This window comes from Paradevosia shaoguanensis (genome assembly GCF_016801025.1).
GTDB lineage: Bacteria > Pseudomonadota > Alphaproteobacteria > Rhizobiales > Devosiaceae > Paradevosia > Paradevosia shaoguanensis.
Map to the genome: position 1 here is coordinate 266025 of NZ_CP068983.1, position 17645 is coordinate 283669.

Genomic DNA, 17645 nt, shown 5'->3' on the forward strand with positions numbered 1-17645 from the left:
CTACTGGACTTCCCCGGCCGCAGAGCCGGGGCCCACGGATTCCTCCACTCGAGTGGAGGGTGGCAATGGGCCCCGGATCAAGTCCGGGGAAGTCCGGTGGATGGGGCGACCATCGCAACCTCATCTACGGGTGCAATTGAGTACGGACCCAAGGCCGCGACGTCTTGTCAGTACGCGCGTGCGCGCGTAAACCGACGCCAACGTGCCGGGAGGCGGGACATGCATATCATCACTTCACCGGTGGCTGAACTGCCCCGACCGTTGGTCGACAAGGCAGTCCTCTCCGCGCTCGAGGAAGACCTGGGATTGGCAGGCGATCTGACCAGCCAGGCAACGCTTCCTCCACAGGCGACAGCGGCAGCAGTGCTCTCGGTGCGCGAAGCCGGCGTGATCGCGGGTCTTGCCCTGCCCGCTGCGGCGTTCCGGCTGATCGGCGACGGCCTCACTTTCGAAGCGTCGGTGGCGGATGGCGACACAGTAGAAGCCGGTACCGTGGTGGCGCGCGTATGGGGCAATGCCCGACTGATGATGATGGCCGAGCGCGTAGCGCTCAATTTCATCAACCACCTCAGCGGCATCGCAACTCTCACACGCATCTATGCCCGTGAGCTGGAAGGCACCAGCACGCGCATCTGCGACACGCGCAAGACCACGCCGGGGCTGCGCGCTTTCGAGAAATACGCCGTGCGCTGCGGCGGGGGCGTCAACCACCGCTATGCGCTCGATGACGCGATACTCATCAAGGACAACCATATCGCCGTCGCCGGTGGTGTGACGGCGGCATTCAAGGCTGCGCGCGCCTTTGCGGGACATCTGGTCGCCATCGAGATCGAAGTCGAAACGCTCGAGCAGTTGGAGGAGGCTTTGGCAGCTGGCGCCAAAATCGTTCTCCTCGACAACATGGACGATGCGACATTGTGCAAGGCAGTCGAGCTCACGGCAGGCCGCGCAACGCTGGAGGCTTCCGGCGGCGTCAAGCTGGAGCGCCTCAAGGCGATTGCGGCGACCGGTGTCGACTATATTTCGACCAGCCAGATTACCATGTCTGCCCGCCCACTCGATCTCGGGCTCGATATCGAGATCGGCCACTGAACACCATGACCGACCTTCTCGAACTCATGCTCGATGCGTCGATCGCCGCCGCGCGCGTGATCAACGACGTCTATAGCCGTCCGTTCGAGGTCATTGAAAAATCTGACGGCTCACCGGTCACCCAGGCCGATGCTGCGGCCGAGGCCGTGATCCTGCGCATGCTGGCGCCAACAGGTATTCCGGTGCTGGCGGAAGAGAGTGCAGCTGCGGGACGCATCCCCGTCCTTGGCGATCGATTCTTCGTGGTCGATCCGCTCGACGGCACGAAGGAATTCGTCAAACGCAATGGCGAGTTCACCGTCAATATCGCGCTGGTGGAACACGGTGCGCCAACGCTCGGCGTCGTGCTCGCGCCGGCGACCGGCGAATGCTTCGCGGGAAGCAAGGCTGGGGCCTTTGCCTGCCGCATCGTCGATGGCCGCGCCGAGGAGCGGGTGGCGATCCATGTCGATTGTAGCGCGCCGATGCGCGTGGTCGCCAGCCGCTCGCACGGACACAGGGCGCTGGCCAGCCTGATCGATGCGCTCAAAGTCGAAAGCGACGTGTCGGTCGGCTCATCGCTCAAGTTCTGCTTGCTGGCGCGTGGCGATGCGCAACTCTATCCGCGCTTCACGCCTACATCCGAGTGGGATACCGCGGCTGGCCAGGCGGTTCTGGAGGGAGCCGGCGGCGTGGTCATCACGCTCGACGAACAGCCGCTTCGCTATGGAAAAGCCGCAAATGGGTTTATTAATCCGTTCTTCGTGGCAGCCAGCAGTCCAGACCTTGCGCGCAAGGCAGCCATGCAAATGCGGGATGTAGCGGATTTGCAGCTTCCCGACTAAGGTTCCAGTAAGGCGTTGTCTGTAAACGCCTTTGTATCCGCGACCCGCCTGCAAGCCCACAAGACTGCGTTAACCGGTCGCGCGCCTTCCGACTCTCAGCAAGCTTGCCATATACTCGTTCGGCATATATACGGCCGCCATATACTTGGCGAGCATAGTGTTCGCCGGAGACCAGCCACATGAATGTCAGAACGGTCTGCCTTTCGATCCTCTATGAGGGCGAAGCGACGGGATACGAGATTCGCCGGATGACGGTGGAGGGCGAGTGCGCCTATTTCGTGGAAGCGAGCTTCGGCTCGATTTACCCTGCGCTAGCCAAGATGGAAGCCGAAGGCCTGGTCACCAGCCGTGTCGAGCCGCAGGACGGCAAGCCGGCCAAGAAAATCTACGCCATCACGGAAGCCGGCCGGCGCGCCTTCGTCGCGTCGCTGTTCGAGCCGCTTGGCGAAGATGTCTACCGTTCACCCTTCCTCCTCTTCGCGCGCTACGCGCATCTGCTGCCGGCCAGCCTGGTCGAGACCCGGCTCAACGAGCAGCTGAACAAGATGGGTGAAGACAAGAAAAAGCTGGAGGACGTCCTCCAGTCTCACCAGCCGCTCAGCGCCGCAGACGCCTGGGTGGTTCGTTACGGATTATCGGTGATGGAGGTTGCGCAGCAGCATATGGCTTCCCATATGCGCGAGCTAATCGCGATGGCGCGCCCTGACACCGAGGCCGCAGAAGCGGCAGAATAGCGGGGGTTTTTTAGATTATGCGTGCATTTTTTTCTTACGGCGTAGCCTTCCTGATCATATTGGCGGCAGGCGCATGGCTCTCGACCGGGACGCTCATTCAGGGCGGCCAGGGTCCGGGCAATGGCGAACGCCATATCGTTGAACTCGTTGACGGCGGCAAGGAAGGCCCGGTCAAGACTGCGCTCGAAACTTCGGGCGTACTCTCCGAACCCGAGCACCATACCGACGTCGACCCTGCTCTGACCATTGCCCAGCGGCAGGAAAAGACCCAGGGTGAAACCGCGCCGGCCCGCTCGGTGCGCATCCAGACCTTCACCGCCAAGGACATGCCGATCGAAGTTCCGCTTCGCGGCCAGACCAAGGCCAAGGCCACCGTGACCGCTGCTGCCGAAACCACCGGCATCGTGGCTTCGGTTACCGTGTCCAAGGGCCAGGCGGTCAAGACCGGCGATCTTCTCTGCACCCTTGACCAGGGTACCCGCCAGGCTGCCGTGGCACAGGCTGAGGCCTCCCTCGCCCAGGCGCAGACGGCCTATACCAGCACGCAGGCGCTGGTGAACAAGGGCTCCGCCGCCTCCAACACCCTGGTTGGCGTCGAGGCTTCGCTCAAGGCCGCCCAGGCGGCCGTCGACCAGGCCAAGGCCGAACTCGACCGCACCGAAATCCGGGCCAAGAGCGGCGGCATCGTGCAGGATCCGCTGACCACGGTCGGCTCCATGCTCTCTGCCGGTGCGCCCTGCGCTACGATCGTCCAGATGGACCCGATCCTCTTCACCGGCAACGTGCCGGAAGCCCGGATCGGCTATGCCCGCCTCGGCCTGCCCGCCACGGTTTCGACCGTTACCGGCAAGACCGCCGAGGGCAAGGTCAGCTTCATCGCCTCGGTGGCCGATGCCGCTACCCGCTCGTTCCCGATCGAGATCGAGATCCCCAATGCCGATGGCTCGCTCCAGGCTGGCCTGACCGCATCGGCGACAGTCAATCTCGGCTCCGCCGCAGCTCAACTGTTGCCGCAGTCTGTGCTGACCCTTGACGACGAAGGCACGCTTGGCGTGCGCGCCGTCGAGAACGACAAGGTGGCCTTCTTCCCGGTCACCATCATTAGCGATACACGCGATGGCGTTCTGGTCACGGGCCTGCCCACGACGCTGGATGTCATCACTGTCGGGCAGGAATTCGTCCAGACCGGGCAGACCGTGAACGCCAGCAAGGCTGATGGGGCTTAATCATGCTTGATTTCATCGAACGCATCCTTCGGATGCCGCGAGTAGTCCTGACGATCATGGCGTTGCTCATGATCGCGGGCTTCGGCGCCTATACGTCGCTGCCGAAGGAAAGCTTCCCGGCCATCGATATCCCCTACTTCTACGTTTCGGTAAGCCAGACCGGCGTTTCGCCCTATGACGCCGAGCGCCTGCTGGCCAAGCCTATCGAAGACCGCATCAAGGACCTCGACGGTCTCGAGAACTATTCGACGACCTCGACCACCGGCCATGCCTCGGTCTTCCTCGAGTTCAACGTGAATGCCGACAAGGACAAAGCCCTCGCCGACATCCGCGCCAAGCTCGACGGCGTGACCGGCGACCTGCCGACCGATGCAACCACCCCGACGGTGACCGAGATTTCGTTCTCGGGCATGCCGTCGCTGTCGGTTGCCCTTTACGGTTCGGTGCCTGAGCGCGCCCTCGTCGAGAAGGCCAAGGATCTCAAGAAGCGCCTGGAAGAAATTCCGGACGTGCAGAGCGTCACCATTTCGGGTGCACGTGATGAGATGCTTGCCGTCACCATCGACACCAATCGCCTCGAAGCCTACGGCCTCACCGCTGCCCAGCTCATGGACGCGCTGGCCAAGAACAACATGGTCGTGCCCGGCGGCACGCTCGACACCGGCAAGGGTGCCTTCAACGTTGAAGTGCCCGGCCTCATCACCAATGCCGCCGACGTCTACTCGCTGCCGCTCAAGACCGACGGCAATACCGTCGTGACGTTCGGCGACGTGGCCACTGTCCAGCGTACCTTCAAGGACGCGACCGAATATGCCCATGTGAACGGCCAGCCGGCCATCACCCTGGGCGTGGTCAAGAAGCTCGGCACCAACGTCATCTCAATCTCCGACGAAGTCCGCAAGGTTACGTCTGAGTTCACGGCCAGCTGGCCGGATGGCATCGAGCACTCGTTCCTGGTGGACCAGGCCGACTCGACCAAGAGCCTCTACCGCTCGCTTGAAGCAGCCGTGCTGACCGCCGTTGCGCTGGTGATGATCACCTGCGTGGCGACCCTCGGTATCCGTCCTGCCATCATGATCGGCACCTCGATCCCGATCTCGTTCATGATCGCCTTCCTCGTCGTCCAGCTCATGGGCATGACCGTCAACATGATGATCATGTTCGGCCTCGTGCTGGCAGTGGGCGTGCTCGTGGACGACCCGATCGTGGTCGTGGAATACGCGGAACGAAAGCTCGCCGAAGGCTACGACAAGAAGGAAGCCTTCATCATGGCCGCGCGCAAGATGTTCGTGCCGGTGGTTTCGGCCACCTTCACGACGCTCGGCGCGTTCATTCCGCTGCTCTTCTGGCCGGGCATCATCGGCAAGTTCATGAGCTACCTGCCGATCATCGTGATCGTGGTCATGGTGGCCTCGCTGGTCTCTGCCCTCATCTTCATGCCGGTCATCGGCGGCATCATCGCCCGTGCCCATATCGATGAAGAAGAGAAGGAAGCCGCCGATATCGTGATGTATCCGGACAAGTTCGACCTCAAGAAGGTTCGCGGCTTCTCCGGTCACTACGTGCGCCTGCTCTCGGTGCTGCTGCACTACCCGCTGATTACCCTGCCAGTGGGCCTGGGCATCATCGCGGTGATCTTCGGCCTCTACATCACCCACCCAACCGGCATGGAAGCCTTCCCGGCGTCCGAACCGGAATTCGGCACGGTCAACGTCATCGCCCGCGGCAACTACTCGCCGGTCGAGATCCGTGACCTGCTGGTGGAAGTCGAGACGCAGATCCTTCAGGTTCCGGGCATCCAAGACTCCATCATGACCTTCGCCGGTTCGGGCGGGAACATGATGGGCTCGAGCGCCCCGCCGGATACGATCGGCCAGTTCAACCTGCAGCTCCTGCCGTGGAACGACCGCGTCAAGGCTGAGGAGATCTTTGCCAATATCCGTGAGCGCACCAAGGACATCCCGGGTCTGCAGGTGCAGATCGCCGCTCAGGAAAACGGCCCGCCGGCAGGCAAGGCCATCAACCTGCGCGTCGAAAGCACCAACTATGCCGACCTCGCTCCTGCGGTTGCCAAGCTGCGCAACTTCATCGAAAACGACCTGGGCGATACGGTGGACGTCGAAGACGGCCGCCCCTCCCCCGGTATCGACTGGGAAGTGACGATCGATCGTGCGGAAGCTGCCAAGTACGGCATCGGCGTGCGTGAGCTCTCGCCCTATGTCCAGCTCGTGACTTCCGGCGTGAAGCTGGGCACGTACCGTCCGGATGATGCGACCGACGAACTCGATATCCGCGTTCGCCTGCCGCAGGACGAGCGCACCTTCGATACGCTCGACAACCTGCGCATCATGACCACTGCCGGTCTCGTCCCTGTCTCGAACTTCATCGAGCGCAAGGCCGTACCGAAGGTGGCCAACATCCAGCGTCGCAATGGCGTCTACGTGATGAACGTGGCTGCCAACCTGCTGCCGGGTGTAGCGACGGACCAGAAGATCGAGGAACTCAAGGCCTGGCAGGCCAAGCAGGAATGGCCCTCGACCATCAACATCGCCTATGGCGGTGCGGAAGAGCAGATCGGCGATACCAATGCCTTCATCGTGCAGGCATTCGGCATGGCGATGTTCCTGATCTTCTTCGTGCTGCTGCTTGAGTACAACAGCTTCTACCAGGTGCTGGTGACACTCTCGACGGTGATCATGTCTCTCGCAGGCGTGCTGCTAGGCATGCTGGTGACCGGCATGAGCTTCTCGGCGATCATGACGGGCCTGGGTATCGTGGCCCTGGCAGGTATCGTGGTGAAGAACGGCATCGTGCTGATCGACACCTACAACCACTACCGTCGCGACGATGACGTCGAGCCGGTCAAGGCCATGCTGCTCACGGCCGCACAGCGCGTGCGTCCGGTGCTGCTGACCGCGACCGTGACGGCGCTGGGCGTCATCCCGATGGCGCTCAACATCGAGTTCGACTTCATCCGCCGCGAAATTGTGGTGGGGGGCCTCGCCGGTTCTTGGTTCGTGCACCTGTCAGCCGCACTGGTCTCGGGCCTGTTCTTCTCGACGGCCCTGACCCTGATCATGGTTCCGACCATGATCACGGCCCCGCACGTGATCAAGCACCAGCTCGGCTGGGTGGGTACGCTCATCGGCCGCGGCTTCGGCGCCCTGCTCTCGCCCTTCCGTCGCCGCCAGGTTGCGGAAACGCCGGAAGGCGTGGCGGTGGAGATCCCGCCGGATGCCGACAGCGCCAAGAAGTACATCCGTACCGATGGCAACGGCCTGGTCGAAACCGAAAAGGACGGCGTGACCATCGTGTCCCGCCAGGATGCCGCCGAGTAAGGCAATCAGCAGAACATGAGAAAGGGCCCGCAGCGATGCGGGCCCTTTCGTGTTTTTCACGGCAGCTATCGCCAAATTGCGGTTGCTCTCCCCTGCCCTCCGGCAGATGGTGCGGACCTCTCGTCAGGTTCCGAGTCCTTCTATGCAAATCAAAGCAGTCCGCCGGCCACTCGACGCCACGGCCTTCGGCATCATGCTCGTGCTGTGCCTGTGCTGGGGCTTCCAGCAGGTGGCCATCAAGCTGGCGGCGCCCGATGTCACTACCGTCATGCAGATCGCCATCCGCTCCGGCTTCACGGCGGTTGTGCTTGGAATCTACCTCGTCGCCAAGGATGGTCTCGGCCAGTTCCGCGACGGCTCACTCGCGCCGGGCATCGGTATCGGCGTGCTCTTCACGCTCGAGTTTCTCTTCATCGCCTGGGCGCTCAACTATACCTATGCCTCGCATGTGTCGGTATTCGTCTACACCTCACCGATCTGGGCCGCGCTTGGGCTTCACCTGCGCCTGCCCGAGGAGCGTATGTCGCACATTCAATGGCTGGGCGTGCTCGTCGCCTTTATCGGTGTGGGGATTGCCTTTGTCGGCAATGGCGGCGCAGGCGGAGAGGCCAGCAACGTCCTCCTCGGCGACTTCCTGGCGCTGCTGGGCGGGGCGTCATGGGGCTTTACGACTGTGGTCATCCGCAATAGCCGCATCTCGGAGGCGCCTGCCGCCAAGACGCTGTTCTACCAGGTCGCCGTCGCGACCATTCTCATGCTGATCATCGCAGTGGTGACGGGCGCAACCCACGTCGAATTCACGCCGGTTGCCATCGCGAGCCTCGGCTTTCAGTCGGTGGTGGTGACGCTGCTGACGTTCCTCGTCTGGTTCTGGCTCCTCAAGCGCTACCTCGCCACACGCCTGGGCATCCTCTCTTTCATGACCCCGCTCTTCGGCGTGGCCAGCGCCGTGATCGTGCTGCACGATCCGATCGATCCCTCATTCGCCATCGGAGCTCTGCTGGTACTGGCGGGAATTGTGATCGTGAATGGGGGCGAACTGTTTTCGCGGAAGGCTGCAGCGTAAGGGGGCACGCTCCGGCTGCGGTACGCAGCGCGCGTTGCGCGCCGCCAGAGCTGTGTTGCTCAAATCTCTCCCGTCCGGCAAAGGCCTAGAAGATCGTGCAACATGCGCTGGGCCGTAGTCTGATCCCCGGGCCGTCGCCGGGGAACGTGTATCGAGTGCGGGCGGCGCCAGGTCCCGCCCGCTCCGCTTCTTACTCCGCCGGCTCGTTCTCTGCCGAGGAACTCCGCCCGAGGAACCCGTCCTTGTCGTCCTGCACCGCGCGCAGATGTTCCTCTGCTTCGGTCGCTTCGCGCTGGCGGTTCCACATCTGGGCGTAGAGGCCGTCACGCATCAGCAGGTCGGGATGGCGGCCGCGCTCGGCGATCTGGCCGTCGCGCAGCACGATGATCTCATCGGCATTGATGACGGTCGAGAGCCGGTGGGCGATGACCACTGTCGTGCGGTTCTTGGACACCGCATCGAGTGCGGACTGGATGTCGCGCTCGGTCTTGGTGTCCAGCGCAGAAGTCGCCTCATCCAGCACCAGGATCGGCGGCGCCTTGAGGATGGTACGGGCTATGGCCACGCGCTGCTTCTCGCCGCCTGAGAGCTTGAGGCCGCGTTCGCCGACGGGCGTGTCGTAGCCGCGAGGCAGCGACTCGATGAACTCGCCGATCTGGGCCATGCGCGCAGCCTCGTGCACCTCCTCATCGGTCGCGTCGGGGCGGCCGTAGCGGATGTTGTAGGCGATGGTGTCGTTGAAGAGCACCGTATCCTGCGGCACCATCCCGATGGCCGAACGAAGCGAGTTCTGCGTGATGTCGCGGACATCCTGCGCGTCGATGGTCACCGAGCCGCTGGAGACGTCGTAGAACCGATAGAGCAGTCGCGAAATCGTGGACTTGCCGGCACCCGATGGGCCCACCACCGCGATAGTCTTGCCGGCGGGCACCTCGAAGCTTACGCCCTTGAGGATCGGGCGGTCGGGATCATACTGGAAGTGGACATCGTCAAAGCGGATCACCGGACCCGTAATCTTGAGCGGGGTGGCGCCGGGCTTGTCGACGATCTCCGGATCCTGGTCGAGCAGCTTGAACATCTCCTCGATATCCGTCAGGCCCTGGCGGATTTCGCGGTAGACGAAGCCGATCATGTTGAGTGGCCGATAGATCTGCATCAGGAAGGTGTTGAGCAGGACGAAGTCGCCCAGCGTCAGGCGGCCGTTCAGCACACCCACGATCGACATGGCCGACATGATGGTGAGGCCGACGTAGAAGATGACCGCCTGGCCGAAATTGAGCACACCCAGCGAGTTCCAGATGCGGATGGCCGAGCGCTCATAGGTGGCCATCGAAGCGTCGAACCGGCGCGCCTCGAGGTCCTCGTTGTTGAAATACTTGACGGTCTCGAAGTTGAGCAGGCTATCGATCGCCTTCGAGTTGGCGTCGGTATCCGAGTTGTTCATGTCGCGGCGGATGGCGATACGCCAGTTGCTCGCCTTGATGGTGAACCAGAGGTAGAGCCAGATCGTGACGATCAGCACACCCAGATAGCTGATGCCGAAGATCGAGATGAAGACCACGCCGACGATCACGAACTCGACCAGGGTCGGCGCCGTGTTGAGCATGGTAAAGCGGACGATGGTTTCGATGCCCTTCGTGCCGCGCTCGATGACGCGCGAAAGCCCGCCGGTGCGCCGCTGCAGATGAAAGCGCAGCGAGAGGCGGTGGAGGTGATTGAAGGTCTGGAAGGCTAGCGTGCGGACGGCGTTTTGACCGACGCTGGCGAACAGCACGTCGCGCAATTGCTGGAAGCCGGCATCCACCACATTGGCAACGCCAAAGGCGACCACCAGCACGATGGGGACGGCGATGCCCATGATCAGCGCCTGGTTGCCGCCGGTCTGCCCCAGGGTATCGATGATGCCCTTGTAAGCGAAGGGCGCGAGCGTGGTGGCGACCTTCGATACCAGCAGCGCGGCGATGGCCAGCACCACCCGCATCTTCAGATCAGGGCGGCCTTCCGGCCACATATATCCCCACAGATTCCTGACCGTAGAGAGCAGCGAGCCCTCCTCGGCACTGACCCGGGGCTTCTTTTGCGACATTTCAGGAGAAGACATCAGACCGCTTCCGGCAACCGTTGCGGGGCCTGGCTGAGACCCGAGAACAGGCCTCCGCAGGCGGAGTTAAGAGCATCGAGCCGATCAGTGCGGAGCGAGTAGCAGTTACGCGTACCCTTGGCCTGGCGCTCGATCAGTCCGGCATCGAGCAGCACCTTGATGTGCTGGGATACGGTGGACTGGGCCAGCGGCAGGCACTGCGTGACATCCGTGCAGCAGCAATCGTTCTGCGCGCCGAGGATGCGCAAAATCGAAAGCCGCACCGGGTGTCCCAGCGCGCGAAGCATGGCGGCCAGATCGTCGTCCTGCATGATCGGATTTTTCATCGTTAAATTACGATAGAAGAAGGCACTCTCATCCGCAAGTTAGAACTATACCAAAGTGTGCGATTCCCCCAAATGAGGGCAGCATGAGGCTGGCGTCATGGATCTTCTTCCCCGACATGGGGCCGGGGAAGAGAAAGTGCCGGACGGACGCCGAGCACGTCCGCTATGCGTATCGCCTACTGCTTGTCTTCGGGCAGGGAGAAGACCTGGCCCGGATAGATCCAGTGCGGGTCACGGATCTGCGTGGTGTTGGCCTCGTAGATCGTCGTGTACTTGATGCCTTGGCCATAGACGCGGCGGGCGATCGTCCAGAGGTTGTCACCCGATCGAATGATGGCCTTTCCCGAGGCAAAGCGCTGGGCTTCAGGATCGTTGCCGACAGGTACAGCCACCATGGTCGGAACGTTCGACTGCGTGGGTGCGGCGGGCGCCTGCGGCTGGGCGGCAGCTTCGGTAGCTTGCGCGGGTGCCGGAGTCTCGGGCACTGAAGCCGGAGTGTTGGCAGATTGCTCGGTCGGCGCTGTAGCCGTCGCGGGTGCTTCGGTGGTCGACGGCGTCGCGGGTTCGGCGGCAGGAGGCGTGGCAGCCGGAGCTTCGGCCTGAGCAACGGCCACCGGAGCTTCCGCTCCTGGCAGCTGCACTTCGAAGTTCACTTCGGCACGCGCGGCCACTTCCGATGTGCCCGGACGCAGCAGGTCGACGCGGACCAGTTGAGCGGATTTGGTCAGAACATTCTGCGTTGTCTCGACCAGCCAGCGTCCGCCGCGCACGATGCTGTCGGCAACGAACTTGTCGTCCACATAAAGGCGGACGGTCGCCCCATCAGGGCCCGCCCCGGCGAAGAAGTTATGGGTGCCGTCGATCTCGATGGCGTCGATAGTCGGCGGCGCCAGGAGTTGCGCGGGCGCCTGCTCGGTCGGAGTCGCCGGAGTAGCGGCCGGCGCCTCTGCCGCGGCGACCTGCTGCTCGCCACCATTGGCCGTGGGCTGCGTTGCGGGCACCTGCGGTTGGGCAGGCTGCTCGGCGGTAGCGGTTTCCGTCGCGGCCGGAGTGGCGGGTTCAGCTGGCGTTGCGGCGGGAGCCGCAGCCGGAGCGTTCTGCGCTTCGGTGGCCGTGGTGGCCGCAGGATTGCTTTGAGCAGGAGCGGCAGTGTTGGTGGCGTTGTTCGCAGGCGCTTCAACCGTAGCAGCGGGCTGCTCTGCGGCGGGCGCAGCAGCGGGTGTTTCGGGAGCGGTGACGGGGGCGTTTGCGTCAGACGTTGGGGTTGCCGTCTTGGGCTCCTCGGCGGTCGCAACCTGCATCGGTTGCTCGGTGGAGGGCTTTGCCAGCCCCTGCAGCACTTCGCTGGCCTTGCCTGGCACGCTGGCCACGACCAGCGGTTCGTTCTTGTGGGATGGATCGATCACGACGACGAAGGATTGGCCGGAGCGCTCCTTCGAGCCGGCTTCGCCGACCGTCAGTTCCACGCCGCCGCCAGGCAACGGCTTTTCGGGGACGAGCACCCAGTCGCCGCTCGTTTCGACCTTGGTTTTGCCGATCGAAGCGTCGTTGGAGAAGACCTCGACCTCGGTGCCAGGCTTGCCGCTACCGGCGATAACCACGGAGCCATTCGGCTCGGCGCGCAGCAGGCCGAAAGTGGGGGTGATGATGTCGGGATAGGTGGCCGCCGGTTGCGTCGTTTCGGGCGTGGCGGTTTGAGCAGCGGGCTCGGGCGTCGTGGCGGGTGCGGTGGTTTCCGCAACGGCCACGGGAGCGGGCTTGGGCAGGATGCCGACATCGGAGAGCTTGCCGGAGACACAGGCGCCGAAACCTTCGGGGCTGCCGGAGCAGCTAAGGAGCGTGGGGCCTGTCAGAACCCCCGCAATAATGACCAACGTGGCGACTGCCGCACCGATGGTGACGGCAAGGGGACGTTTCGGGGTGGTCTCGGCCAGTTTAGCCTCCAAGAGGTTCGCAGGCGCAAATGCGCCTACAAACCGGGTTGTCGCGAAAGTCCGATTACGCCGGAAACTGGGCCGGCTCCTCGGTTTTCAACAGTTTATAGGTGATTGACTCATATAACGCCTCAAATGAGGCATCAATGATGTTGGGGGACACGCCGACGGTGTACCAGCGCTCCCCGCTACCATCCCTGCTTTCCACCAGTACACGGGTGACCGCGCCCGTGCCGCCGTCCAGGATACGCACCTTGAAATCGACGAGCTCGAGGTCGCCGATCTTGTCGGAATACTTGCCGAGGTCCTTGCGCAAGGCGAGGTCGAGCGCGTTGATCGGGCCATTACCTTCGGCCACCGACATGAGCAGGTCATCATCGACCCGGATCTTGACGATGGCTTCGGTCACCGCGATCTGCTCGCCGCGCGAATTGTGCCGGCGCTCGACGCTCGTGCGGTAGTTCTCGACATCGAAGAATTCTGGCAGCATTCCCAGCGTCTTGCGGGCCAGCAGCACGAAGGACGCATCGGCGCCGTCGTAGGAATAACCGCGAGCCTCGCGCTCCTTGACGTGGCGCAGGAGCGTATCGAGCCGTGGATCGTCCTTGCCGATCTCGATGCCGTGGCGCTTGAGCGTGATCAGCAGGTTGGATTTGCCCGCCTGCTGGGAAACCATCACCGAGCGCTCGTTGCCGATCGCTTCGGGCGGCACGTGCTCATAGGTAGATGGGTCCTTGGCCAGTGCCGAAGCGTGAATGCCTGCCTTGGTGGCGAAGGCCGACGCGCCGACATAGGGCGCCTGACGGCTGGGCGCGCGATTGAGAAGCTCATCAAATGTCCGCGAAATGCGGGTGATGTTCTGCAGGCGCGCGGCATCGATTCCCAGCTCGAACCGATCGGCAAAGCCGGGCTTGAGCGCAAGCGTGGGGATGATGGTCATGAGGTTGGCGTTGCCGCAGCGCTCGCCGATGCCGTTGAGCGTTCCCTGGATGTGCCGCACGCCGGCGCGAACTGCCGCCAGCGTGTTGGCGACGGCCTGACCGGTGTCGTCGTGGGCGTGGATGCCCAGGCGGGCATGATCGACCGGCAGCGCCTTGACGATCTCCTCGATCTCGAAAGGCATGGTGCCGCCATTGGTGTCGCACAGCACCACCCAACGGGCGCCGGCCGCCAGAGCGGTCTCGACGAAGAGCGAGGCATATTGCGGATTGGCCTTGTAGCCATCGAAGAAATGCTCGGCATCGACCAGCACTTCCTTACCGGCCGCGAGGCCTGCCTCGATGGTTTCGGTGAGGCCCTTGAGATTGTCCTCGGGAGAAATGCCCAGCGCGAGGATGACCTGCTGGTCCCAGGCCTTGGCGACGAAGCAGGTGGCCTGCGCCTGCGAATTGAGCAGCGCCTGCACGCCCGGGTCGTTGCCGACGGAGCGCCCTGCCCGCTTGGTCATGCCGAAGGCGGTGAACGTGGCGCGCCGAGTGCGTTTTTCGGAAAAGAACTCCGTATCCACCACGTTGGCGCCGGGATAGCCGCCCTCGATGTAATCGACGCCGAGTTCCTCAAGCAGGGCCGTCACCGAAATCTTGTCCTCGAGCGAGAACTCGATGCCGGCGGTCTGGGCGCCATCGCGAAGGGTGGTGTCGAAGAGATACAGGCGTTCTTTTGTCATCAGCTCTCAGCCTTGCGGCTGCCAGTTGTCGGTGTCGCGGTCGGGATGCTGGAACGAACGGAGAATCGCCAGCATGTTGCGCTCCTCGTCGGTCGAACCGAGATCTTCGGGAATGAGGCCATCGAGGTTGTCGAGCACTGGGTGCCGGTTCTCACGGGCGAATTCGATGGTCGGCACGATGTCGTTGACCCGGTCGAAGGCGCCAATGGCAAGCGCCGGATTGCCCTCGCCGACCTGGTAGGTCAGCGGTGTGCCGCACTTGTTGCAGAAACCGCGCTGGACGGCTTGGGAGCTACGGAACAGCGTCGGGCGGCCACGCGTCCATTCCACGGGCGCCTTGAAGCTGGCAAACGGGGCCATGAGATTGCCGAATGCCTTCTGGCACATACGGCAATTGCAGATCGAGGCGTGATTGACCGGGCCCTCGACCCGGAAACGGACGGCGCCGCACTGGCAGCCGCCGGAAAAACTCTCGCTCATGCGCTGTCTCCGGAACGTGTCGTATCGTGGTCGGGGTGCTGGTAGCTGACCACTGCCGCGTAGAAGGGCTCGCGCTCCGCGGACCGCTGCTGCATGGGCAGGTTGGCCAGGCCTTCGAAATAGGGAAGCCTGTCGGCAGGGTTTACCTGGATGGTCGGAGCAGCCATTTCGGGATGGTCCAGCGCCCCGATGGCCAGTTCGATTTCGTGCCCGTCGGCCTGATAGGTCAGCGGCGTGCCGCAATCGGCGCAGAAGCCGCGGCTGGCAAGGTTCGAGCTGCGGAAGAGCTTTGGCTGGCCTCGTGTCCAGATCACACCATGGCCGGTCACCAGCGGCCCGAAGAAGCTGCCAAAGGCCTTCTGGCACATGCGGCAATGGCAGATGGAAGGCCGCCCAAGGCTTTCGGCGCGAAAACGCACCGCGCCGCATTGGCAGCCACCGGTCAACTCATTCTGGCTCATGGCAACAGGCCTCGATGTTGTGTCCGTCGGGATCGAGCACGAAAGCGCCGTAGTAATTGGCGTGGTAATGCGGCCGCGGGCCGGGCGCACCGTTATCGGTGCCTCCCATGGAGAGCGCCACCGAATAGAAAGCGTTGACCTCGGCATGGCTGCGCGCCCGGAACGCCAGATGCGCTTCGCCGCGGACTTTCTTGCCCGAGTGCAGCCAGAACGTCGCCCGATCGATGCCGAAGCCGGCGATACGGCTGTCGCCGAAGGTCCAGTCGGCAAGCAGCTTGATACCCAGCGTGCCGAGAGCCTCGGCGTAGAAGGCCTTGGACTTCTCGAAATCGGTGGCCGAAAGGCCGACGTGATCAATGATGACGGTCATTGCAGGGTGCTCCTGTGGAGAGCGTGCCAGATGGCATCGAGCACGCTATCGGGCGCGGCGAGGTCGTTGTTCCAGATGCGGAGGATGTGGAAGCCACGGCGGCCAAGCTCGCTGTCCCGCGCGGCGTCTCGCTGGCTTTCGAAGTGCTGGCTGCCATCCAGTTCGATGATCAGCATGGCATCGAAACAGGCGAAGTCAGCGACGAAAGGACCAACGGGAACCTGACGGCGAAACTTGAAGGCCGCGAACCGCCGGTTCCGAAGCAACTCCCAGAGCAGCTTTTCCGCCTCCGTGGAGTTGCGCCTGAGTTTTCGTGCGATGCCACGCAAGCGCGGGCTGACCGGCTGGTGGGTTTCCTCATGGCGCGGCGCTGGCGGCCCGCCCCCCTCACCCGCCCTTCGGGCACCCTCTCCCACAAGGGGCGAGGGTGAGCCCGCGTTCGCGGCGCGTTCAGCATGCCCCTCGTCCTTCTCCCCTTGTGGGAGAAGGTGGTCCGAAGGACCGGATGAGGGGGATCGATCGCTCCACCCCTCCGGCATCCCGTCCTCCGAGCCATTGCGTACCATCACCGCTTCACTTCCCACTTCGTCCGACGCTCGCCGGTTTCGGGGTCCTTGTAGTCCATCAACTGGACCCCCTGCCCGGCCAGTTCGGTTCGGATGCGGTCGGCTTCTGCGAAGTTCCTGGTGTTGAGTGCTTCAAGCCGAGCGGCGACCAAGGCTTCGGTACCAGCATCCACCACCGCCTCGCGCAGCACCTTGATGCCGAGGAGGCCGGCGATGGCGAGGCCAGCGGCCGGTTGAGCATCGTCCACGATCAGCCGATGGATGCGACGGATGGCGCCGGGCGTATCGAGATCATCACCCAGATGCGCAAGTGCTTCGGCGTCGATATCACCCCCAGGTGCGTGGCCCTTGGCGAAGCGCTCCCATTTTTCGAGGAGCTGGGTCGCCTCTTCCAGCCGCGCGACCGAGAAGTCGATGGGCTCGCGGTAGTGGGTCATGAGCATGGCGAGGCGCAGGACTTCACCCGGCCATTTGCGGCCGCCGAACTTATCGGTCGCCAGCAGGTCGTGAATGGTGATGAAGTTGCCCAGGCTCTTGGACATCTTCTGCCCTTCCACCTGCACGAAGCCGTTATGCATCCAGACATTGGCCATGGCGTGAGTGCCGTGGGCGCAACGCGACTGGGCGATTTCGTTTTCGTGGTGCGGGAAGATGAGGTCGAGCCCGCCGCCATGGATGTCAAAGGTGCGGCCCAGATAGCGCTCACTCATGGCCGAGCACTCGATGTGCCAGCCCGGACGGCCGCGCCCCCAGGGGCTTTGCCAACCCGGTTCCTCGGCGCTCGATTGCTTCCACAGCACAAAGTCGGCCGGGTTGCGCTTGTGGCTTTCCACCGCCACGCGGGCGCCTGCCAACTGGTCCTCCAGATTGCGGCCAGAGAGCTGGCCGTAATCGGGCATGGACTCCACGGCGAAGAGGACTTCGCCGCTGGCCTCGTAGGCGTGCTCGCGTTCGAGCAGCGCCTTGATGAGAGCCTGCATCTCATCAATGTTTTCGGTCGCGCGCGGCTCTACGCTCGGCTCGAGTGCGCCCAATGCGGCCACGTCGGAGCGGAACTGACCGGCGGTCTTCTCGGTGACCTTGCGGATCGCCTCGTTGAGCGGCAGGCCGGGAAAATCGCGGGCGGCGCGGGCGTTGATCTTGTCGTCGACGTCCGTGATGTTGCGGACATAGGTGACGTGATCGGCGCCGTAGACATGACGCAGTACGCGGAACAGCACGTCGAAGACGATTACTGGCCGGGCGTTGCCGATATGGGCGAAATCATAGACCGTCGGTCCGCAGACGTACATGCGCACATTGGCCGGATCGAGCGGAACGAAGTCCTGCTGGGTCCGGGTGAGGGTATTGTAGAGGCGCAGTCCAGTTTTTTGAGCCGAAGCCATGAAATTCCTGCCACAGAACGGTTTTCACGCGGGCGCGGAGTCTTCGATAGTCTGGATGTTGGGGTGAAGAAAACCG

General features: G+C 63.3%; 15 protein-coding genes. 6 read left to right on the forward strand and 9 right to left on the reverse strand.

All coding sequences use genetic code 11. The features are described 5' to 3' along the window. The first annotated feature begins 219 nt into the window (after positions 1 to 219). The 6 genes from nadC to JNE37_RS01275 all read left to right on the forward strand — a co-directional run bounded on the left by nadC (position 220) and on the right by JNE37_RS01275 (position 8280). On the forward strand, positions 220 to 1092 hold the full coding sequence (gene nadC / locus JNE37_RS01250; RefSeq protein ID WP_211200053.1) for a carboxylating nicotinate-nucleotide diphosphorylase: 873 nt from the start codon (positions 220 to 222) through the stop codon (positions 1090 to 1092). 5 nt (positions 1093 to 1097) lie between these two features. Continuing rightward, positions 1098 to 1916: a 3'(2'),5'-bisphosphate nucleotidase CysQ gene (cysQ, locus tag JNE37_RS01255; RefSeq protein ID WP_203065065.1), complete on the forward strand. Its 819-nt coding sequence runs from the start codon at positions 1098 to 1100 to the stop codon at positions 1914 to 1916. A gap of 179 nt (positions 1917 to 2095) precedes the next feature. After that, on the forward strand, positions 2096 to 2650 hold the full coding sequence (locus JNE37_RS01260) for a PadR family transcriptional regulator (RefSeq protein WP_035027807.1): 555 nt from the start codon (positions 2096 to 2098) through the stop codon (positions 2648 to 2650). A gap of 17 nt (positions 2651 to 2667) precedes the next feature. After that, positions 2668 to 3876, forward strand: a complete 1209-nt coding sequence (locus tag JNE37_RS01265; protein WP_203065066.1) for an efflux RND transporter periplasmic adaptor subunit — start codon at positions 2668 to 2670, stop codon at positions 3874 to 3876. 2 nt (positions 3877 to 3878) lie between these two features. Next, positions 3879 to 7214, forward strand: coding sequence for an efflux RND transporter permease subunit (locus JNE37_RS01270; protein WP_052014889.1), 3336 nt, complete (start codon positions 3879 to 3881; stop codon positions 7212 to 7214). Positions 7215 to 7356: 142 nt separating this feature from the next. Then, positions 7357 to 8280: a DMT family transporter gene (locus JNE37_RS01275; protein WP_203065067.1), complete on the forward strand. Its 924-nt coding sequence runs from the start codon at positions 7357 to 7359 to the stop codon at positions 8278 to 8280. 190 nt (positions 8281 to 8470) lie between these two features. Here the strand turns inward: JNE37_RS01275 and JNE37_RS01280 are convergent, their stop codons facing one another. The 9 genes from JNE37_RS01280 to cysS form a co-directional block, all read right to left on the reverse strand. Then, positions 8471 to 10381 (reverse strand): ABCB family ABC transporter ATP-binding protein/permease, encoded by a 1911-nt coding sequence (locus JNE37_RS01280; RefSeq protein ID WP_035027809.1) that lies wholly within the window; start codon positions 10379 to 10381, stop codon positions 8471 to 8473. Next, a complete protein-coding gene (locus JNE37_RS01285) occupies positions 10381 to 10707 on the reverse strand; it encodes an ArsR/SmtB family transcription factor (RefSeq protein ID WP_035089414.1) in 327 nt (108 codons plus the stop codon). The genes JNE37_RS01280 and JNE37_RS01285 overlap by 1 nt, the downstream gene beginning before the upstream one ends. Before the next feature lie 176 nt (positions 10708 to 10883). Further along, entirely contained in the window at positions 10884 to 12653 is a 1770-nt protein-coding gene (locus JNE37_RS22550; protein WP_203065068.1) for a LysM peptidoglycan-binding domain-containing protein, read from the reverse strand. 52 nt (positions 12654 to 12705) lie between these two features. Beyond that, positions 12706 to 14307, reverse strand: coding sequence for a citramalate synthase (gene cimA / locus JNE37_RS01295; RefSeq protein ID WP_203065069.1), 1602 nt, complete (start codon positions 14305 to 14307; stop codon positions 12706 to 12708). A gap of 6 nt (positions 14308 to 14313) precedes the next feature. Beyond that, positions 14314 to 14787 carry a GFA family protein gene (locus JNE37_RS01300; RefSeq protein ID WP_182397780.1) on the reverse strand — a complete coding sequence of 158 codons (474 nt, stop codon included), beginning with the start codon at positions 14785 to 14787 and terminating at the stop codon, positions 14314 to 14316. Further along, complete coding sequence (locus JNE37_RS01305) at positions 14784 to 15248, reverse strand: GFA family protein (protein ID WP_203065070.1); 465 nt, start codon at positions 15246 to 15248, stop codon at positions 14784 to 14786. The genes JNE37_RS01300 and JNE37_RS01305 overlap by 4 nt, the downstream gene beginning before the upstream one ends. After that, positions 15235 to 15609, reverse strand: coding sequence for a VOC family protein (locus tag JNE37_RS01310; protein WP_203066291.1), 375 nt, complete (start codon positions 15607 to 15609; stop codon positions 15235 to 15237). The genes JNE37_RS01305 and JNE37_RS01310 overlap by 14 nt, the downstream gene beginning before the upstream one ends. Before the next feature lie 5 nt (positions 15610 to 15614). Next, entirely contained in the window at positions 15615 to 15947 is a 333-nt protein-coding gene (locus tag JNE37_RS01315) for an endonuclease domain-containing protein (protein WP_246513457.1), read from the reverse strand. A gap of 236 nt (positions 15948 to 16183) precedes the next feature. Next, entirely contained in the window at positions 16184 to 17569 is a 1386-nt protein-coding gene (gene cysS / locus JNE37_RS01320; protein WP_203065071.1) for a cysteine--tRNA ligase, read from the reverse strand. Positions 17570 to 17645: the final 76 nt, after the last annotated feature.

Bases quoted from the DNA above. Each gene is read 5' to 3' on its own strand.
- nadC (WP_211200053.1), top strand. From the start codon at position 220: ATGCATATCATCACTTCACCGGTGGCTGAACTGCCCCGACCGTTGGTC.
- cysQ (WP_203065065.1), top strand. From the start codon at position 1,098: ATGACCGACCTTCTCGAACTCATGCTCGATGCGTCGATCGCCGCCGCG.
- JNE37_RS01260 (WP_035027807.1), top strand. From the start codon at position 2,096: ATGAATGTCAGAACGGTCTGCCTTTCGATCCTCTATGAGGGCGAAGCG.
- JNE37_RS01265 (WP_203065066.1), top strand. From the start codon at position 2,668: ATGCGTGCATTTTTTTCTTACGGCGTAGCCTTCCTGATCATATTGGCG.
- JNE37_RS01270 (WP_052014889.1), top strand. From the start codon at position 3,879: ATGCTTGATTTCATCGAACGCATCCTTCGGATGCCGCGAGTAGTCCTG.
- JNE37_RS01275 (WP_203065067.1), top strand. From the start codon at position 7,357: ATGCAAATCAAAGCAGTCCGCCGGCCACTCGACGCCACGGCCTTCGGC.
- JNE37_RS01280 (WP_035027809.1), bottom strand. From the start codon at position 10,381: ATGTCTTCTCCTGAAATGTCGCAAAAGAAGCCCCGGGTCAGTGCCGAG.
- JNE37_RS01285 (WP_035089414.1), bottom strand. From the start codon at position 10,707: ATGAAAAATCCGATCATGCAGGACGACGATCTGGCCGCCATGCTTCGC.
- cimA (WP_203065069.1), bottom strand. From the start codon at position 14,307: ATGACAAAAGAACGCCTGTATCTCTTCGACACCACCCTTCGCGATGGC.
- JNE37_RS01300 (WP_182397780.1), bottom strand. From the start codon at position 14,787: ATGAGCGAGAGTTTTTCCGGCGGCTGCCAGTGCGGCGCCGTCCGTTTC.
- JNE37_RS01305 (WP_203065070.1), bottom strand. From the start codon at position 15,248: ATGAGCCAGAATGAGTTGACCGGTGGCTGCCAATGCGGCGCGGTGCGT.
- cysS (WP_203065071.1), bottom strand. From the start codon at position 17,569: ATGGCTTCGGCTCAAAAAACTGGACTGCGCCTCTACAATACCCTCACC.